The sequence below is a fragment of the Vibrio sp. Hep-1b-8 genome, from assembly GCF_006124995.1.
GTDB lineage: Bacteria > Pseudomonadota > Gammaproteobacteria > Enterobacterales > Vibrionaceae > Vibrio.
This window is the reverse complement of record NZ_QEWN01000136.1, coordinates 1-4,805: the sequence shown is the minus strand read 5'-3', so window position 1 is coordinate 4,805 and position 4,805 is coordinate 1. Positions and strand designations below refer to the sequence as shown.

Genomic DNA, 4,805 nt, shown 5'->3' with positions numbered 1-4,805 from the left:
GATGTTGAGTCGAATGATGCGCTATTAAGAAGATGGCTTGTCAGTTCCATATGGCAGACCATTCGAACTTGAGGATACTCAGATAAGCACTTTTGATTTCGAGTACGACTGAAGCGCTCATCGTTCTCTTTAGTATCTGGGGTTCGCCAGACCACACCATCTACAGCATGAAGAGTTAAACCATGCCAATCTGGGTGTGGCGTTTTGTCATTCCATAATTTCTGCGTTTGAGTAAAAACGGATTTCATGACATCAGAACCTAGCCTTTGCCTTGCTTGGATTACTGCGCTTGGAGCAACAAACGGTTTTTTGCCAGGAAGAAGAATATCTAGCTTGGAGACAACTTTCTCCATAGATAAATGGCGATATAGGGACATCCCAACAACACTCCAAACCATCATCTCCATGGGCAATCTGCGTCTACGCATGGTTGTGATACCCGTATCTTCCATACATTGAGCAATGAGTTCAGGAGAGAGAAGGTCAGATAAACCTGAGAGTTGCTCAACAGAGAATTGATGAACTTGGTTAAGTGCTTGTCTTAGAAACATAAAAAAATCCGAGTGTCTGGAATACACTCGGATTTTGACACCTTGAAAGGATCGTTCAACCGATCATTTAAGCCTTAACTGATCGGCATTAAGCCATTGGCTCCCTTTACTCTACTATGTACCAAGAATGAGTAGCGGAAGTTGAAGCAGTTGGTCACCCGTTGAAGCAAAGAACCAAATAATTCCAATCAAACTTGCCACTAAGCCGACATACCAAACTGCGGATACAATCTGGCCATAACGATCGAGCGGCAATAAGTGACTATGGTGACGACCACGCCACTCAAATACGATCTCTAACATACCCATGATGAGTAAAAAACCAAATAGCGTTAGGCCAAGTGAGTAACTTAGTACCACGCCACCAGCGGCAGCCGCGGTACATAAAACAATACCCGCAACGCTGTTCATCGAAAAGCTGATGCTTTTTAACACGTGCCCGCCGTCGAGAGGCAAAATCGGCAACAAGTTAAATAGATTTAGGAATGCATTGAACACCGCTAGACCCGCAAAGAACATTTCGCCTGTGATCAAATAAATCACTAACAGTACGACAGACAAAATCAATCCAAACATAGGCCCCATTATCGAGATAACGACGTCCTGCCAACGGGTGTTTATTTTCTCATCACTCAGAGCCAATCCACCGAGAAATGGCACTAGGTAGATACCCTTGGTTTTCATACCGAAGTATTTCATCGCTTTAACATGCCCATACTCATGAAAAACCAGACAAGCAATCAAAGCGAGCGCAAATTGAAAAGAGAACAACCAGGAGTAAGCTGCAAGGCTAGCAGAGGCAAGAACAACTTTAATCAACTTGGCGCTCTTGATCGCTTTCATGCCTAGCGAGATTAATCCTATAAGGCTAAAACGCCTTTCTTGCGGCGGTGGCGTATACGGGACTTGTTGCTCGATGTCCTTGGTGTTACGACTGCCCTTAGCGATAACTTCCCCATTTGCACTGGCTTGGAAGTCCAAAGTGAAAGGTTGCCACACCAAGGTCGCTTTTAATCGGCATTCAAGCGTTTGTTCACCATTCATTAGCGTGAACATATGCTCCGTATCCCTTCCACGCTCACAATCCGCATCGAGCTGAGAGACAAGCTGATTGTTCCAAAACAATTGTTGCCAGCCAGCCATAGAACCTTCAAGACGAAGGGGCTTGCCTAAGAAATCAATGGATAGTAATTCCAACTTCCGTGACCTATTAATTTGAAATAAAGACGCGCTTGATTATGCCTATTGAGACTAAAGAGGTAAAGAAAATGCTAACAATGTGACATTGTCACACAACGTAAGCTATTGACACGATGCATTTTGTTACTCGATTGATTACAAAAGTCAGTATTTGGCAATTTTACAGCGGGAAAACCTTTGCTATTCCCAATAGCCCTTTCATTTCGATGGATAAAGTGCATAATAGCCGCGTTATTAACACCTAATATATGTGAGTCCATTATGTCTTCTGAAGCTACTATGCTAGAACGCTGCCAATCTAAATGTGAACTATGTGCTGCTGATGCACCATTAACGGCATACGCTGTTCCACCGCACAGCCACGTGACAGTAGATTACGGCATCATGGTCTGTGACAAATGTCTGGGTGAAATCGATGAGCCAAAAGACATTAACCACTGGCGTTGTCTAAACGACAGCATGTGGAGCCAGGTACCGGCTGTTCAGGTAACGGCTTGGCGTCAACTAACTCGTTTGAACTCAGAAAGCTGGGCACAAGACGCGCTAGACATGATGTACATGGAAGAAGATCAAATGAACTGGGCAATGACAGGTATGTCGGCTGATGACAAACCTCTTGATTGCAACGGCGTTGAACTTAAAAAAGGTGACGACGTAACAGTTATCAAAGACCTGCCAGTTAAAGGCACTAACCAAGTCATCAAGCAAGGCACGGTTATCCGTGGCATTAGCATTGGCGATGATCCTAAGCTTGTTTCTGGTAAAGCGAACGGTGGTCAATCTATGTACGTTATCGCGGAATACTGCCGTAAGAAGTAATTCCCCCGAGTACGAAAAAAGCGTTCACATGAACGCTTTTTTTATTTCTATGTACAGATAAAAAAAATGCCAGCAACATGGCTAGCATTTCTTCTAATATTTCTATTAGCGGTATAGACCGATATCTTTTTGCATATGACCAGACAAATCAGTCGCGTATTGCGTACTTGGTTCGCTGTTATCTGTAAATAGAATATCTAGTAGGTGTGCAATCAATCCTTTGAAAGAAACCGAGTAGGTTTTTTTATCCATAGAGATAGGTGCTTCGATAGTACCCATTTGCATTGCTTGTGCCATGATTGCCTCTCTATAAACTGCTTAATTCGTTTTGTTGCGCTAATGATAGGCAATATTTTTTTGCGCAAAAAATGACAATTTTTGGATATTCACATTAGATTTTTTAATAAAACAACCCATTAACACCCTACGTTTTATTTAATCCAGATTAAGTAAATAAAAATCCGTAAGTAGCTAATTTTGGTGAATACTTAGTCATCCGTGGTGGTGCACCCCGTTTTGTTGTCACAAACATTTTACAATATTTCGCATTTCAAAACGGGATGTTACTCGAAAACTAATTAGTTTATTTATTGGTAGTCACAATGATTTGTTCTCGGTCATTTCTCTGTTTCATGATCGAAGCCACCACAGCTACCGTCATCGTAACCAACAATACGCACAACGAGACCGCTGTTGGTATTTCCCATGCCGAACCTACTAACATCATCTTAATGCCGATAAACACCATGATGAAGGACAGCGCAGGCTTGAGATAGATAAACTTATCCATCATGCCCTGCAATACAAAGTAAAGCGAGCGTAATCCAAGAAGTGCAAATACGTTTGCGGCCAGTACAAGGAAAGGCTCTTGCGTGACTGCGAAGATGGCTGGGATGGAATCGAGAGCAAACATAACATCCATAAAAGCGATAACCGCGATAACGATAAACATCGGTGTTGCAATGCGCTTACCTTGCTCTACAACAGTCAAAGCATTACCAGCAAACTGGTCACTGACTGGGACGAATTTGCGAATAATGCGCTCTGGTAATGGGTTAATTTCCTCATCGCCTTTATCACGCGCCAATTGGATACCGGTCCAAATCAAGAATAGAGCAAATACATACAGTATCCAGTGATATTGAGCGAGCAGTTGAGCCCCTACTGCGATCATAATTGCACGTAAGATCAACGCCCCAATCACACCCCATAGAAGCGCACGTGGACGAAGATGCTCAGGGACCATGTATTGATGGAATATGATTGCAAACACAAACAGATTATCAACACTCAGAGACTTCTCTAACAAGTAACCGGTGATGAATGAGACGGTTGCTTTTTCCGGCGTATATTGACTGCTAGGCGCATAGAGATCCCAGAACAAATAGATAGACGCAGCAAAAAGAAACGCAAATGCAAACCAGAAGATGCTCCAGATTGCGGCTTTTTTGATGGTAATTTTCCCACCACGAGTTTGCCAGATATCAAGGGCAACCAGTGAAAGGGTCAGAATGCCGAAGCAGATGTAAGTAATAGGGGTCATATGTCCTCCAAATGCGGAGGGATCAACAGAGTCATGAAATGTAACGATCCCAACCGCAAGCAAACAATTCACCTAACTTTTTTATGTTAAGTGCCATTTGATTACGTTGGTCTCGTCGAAATAATCCCGATGGATTCCATCAGAATTACTTATACTTACCGGAAAGATAGAATCTAACGAGATGACGATAAGTAAACCAGAGGCGACTACTCCCCAAACAAGGCGGATTCTATGCCTCAATCAGGCATTCGTCCATAGCTAAATTCGAAAAGGAGCAAATTTATTCGCTCCTTTTGTTTTCAGCCCTAAACCACCTACTTCAGTAGGTGGTTATCATCCGTTTCGGCTTTGCCTGTAAAACTACTCATGCTAAATGCGTCTTTGATTTTTCCAGAAGTCAAAGAGGACAAATAACATGAGTAGATACAATCAAGCTTCCCACGTATTTTGGCGATGTCAATACCATATAGTGTGGACTCCAAAGTATCGATTTAGGATCTTGAAGAACAATATAGGTAAAGAAGTTTATCGATGTATTTATGTTTACTGTAATCAACTTGGATGTGAAGTAGTAGAGTTAAACATACAAGTTGACCACGTGCATTTAGTAGTAAAGATTCCACCAAAGCTATCGATATCCAAGTTGATGGGGGTATTGAAAGGCAAAATAGCCTTAAAGCTATTTAGTAAGT

Annotated in this window: 6 protein-coding genes; 2 read left to right on the top strand and 4 right to left on the bottom strand. The window is 42.4% G+C overall.

Going from position 1 to position 4,805, the window contains the following annotated elements; genetic code table 11:
* Window positions 1-551, bottom strand: a 551-nt coding sequence (locus DA100_RS19030) for an IS4 family transposase (RefSeq protein WP_138973570.1), incomplete at its 3' end; no start/stop codon positions are given.
* 114 nt (window positions 552-665) lie between these two features.
* Window positions 666-1,748: a site-2 protease family protein gene (locus DA100_RS19025; protein ID WP_138973569.1), complete on the bottom strand. Its 1,083-nt coding sequence runs from the start codon at window positions 1,746-1,748 to the stop codon at window positions 666-668.
* 264 nt (window positions 1,749-2,012) lie between these two features.
* On the opposite strand from DA100_RS19025, the gene DA100_RS19020 reads away from it, so the two are divergent.
* Window positions 2,013-2,570 (top strand): alkylphosphonate utilization protein, encoded by a 558-nt coding sequence (locus tag DA100_RS19020; protein WP_138973568.1) that lies wholly within the window; start codon window positions 2,013-2,015, stop codon window positions 2,568-2,570.
* 105 nt (window positions 2,571-2,675) lie between these two features.
* Here DA100_RS19020 and DA100_RS19015 read toward each other — a convergent pair whose 3' ends face one another.
* Together DA100_RS19015 and DA100_RS19010 are read right to left on the bottom strand one after the other, a co-directional pair.
* Window positions 2,676-2,867, bottom strand: a complete 192-nt coding sequence (locus tag DA100_RS19015; RefSeq protein ID WP_138973567.1) for a hypothetical protein — start codon at window positions 2,865-2,867, stop codon at window positions 2,676-2,678.
* Window positions 2,868-3,153: 286 nt separating this feature from the next.
* A complete protein-coding gene (locus DA100_RS19010; RefSeq protein ID WP_138973566.1) occupies window positions 3,154-4,113 on the bottom strand; it encodes a TerC/Alx family metal homeostasis membrane protein in 960 nt (319 codons plus the stop codon).
* A gap of 415 nt (window positions 4,114-4,528) precedes the next feature.
* Here DA100_RS19010 and tnpA point away from each other — a divergent pair.
* On the top strand, window positions 4,529-4,805 hold a 277-nt coding region (gene tnpA, locus DA100_RS19005; RefSeq protein ID WP_138973565.1), incomplete at its 3' end, for an IS200/IS605 family transposase.

Coding starts and splice junctions, on each gene's coding strand:
- DA100_RS19020 (WP_138973568.1), top strand. CDS start 2,013: ATGTCTTCTGAAGCTACTATGCTAGAACGCTGCCAATCTAAATGTGAA.
- DA100_RS19015 (WP_138973567.1), bottom strand. CDS start 2,867: ATGGCACAAGCAATGCAAATGGGTACTATCGAAGCACCTATCTCTATG.
- DA100_RS19010 (WP_138973566.1), bottom strand. CDS start 4,113: ATGACCCCTATTACTTACATCTGCTTCGGCATTCTGACCCTTTCACTG.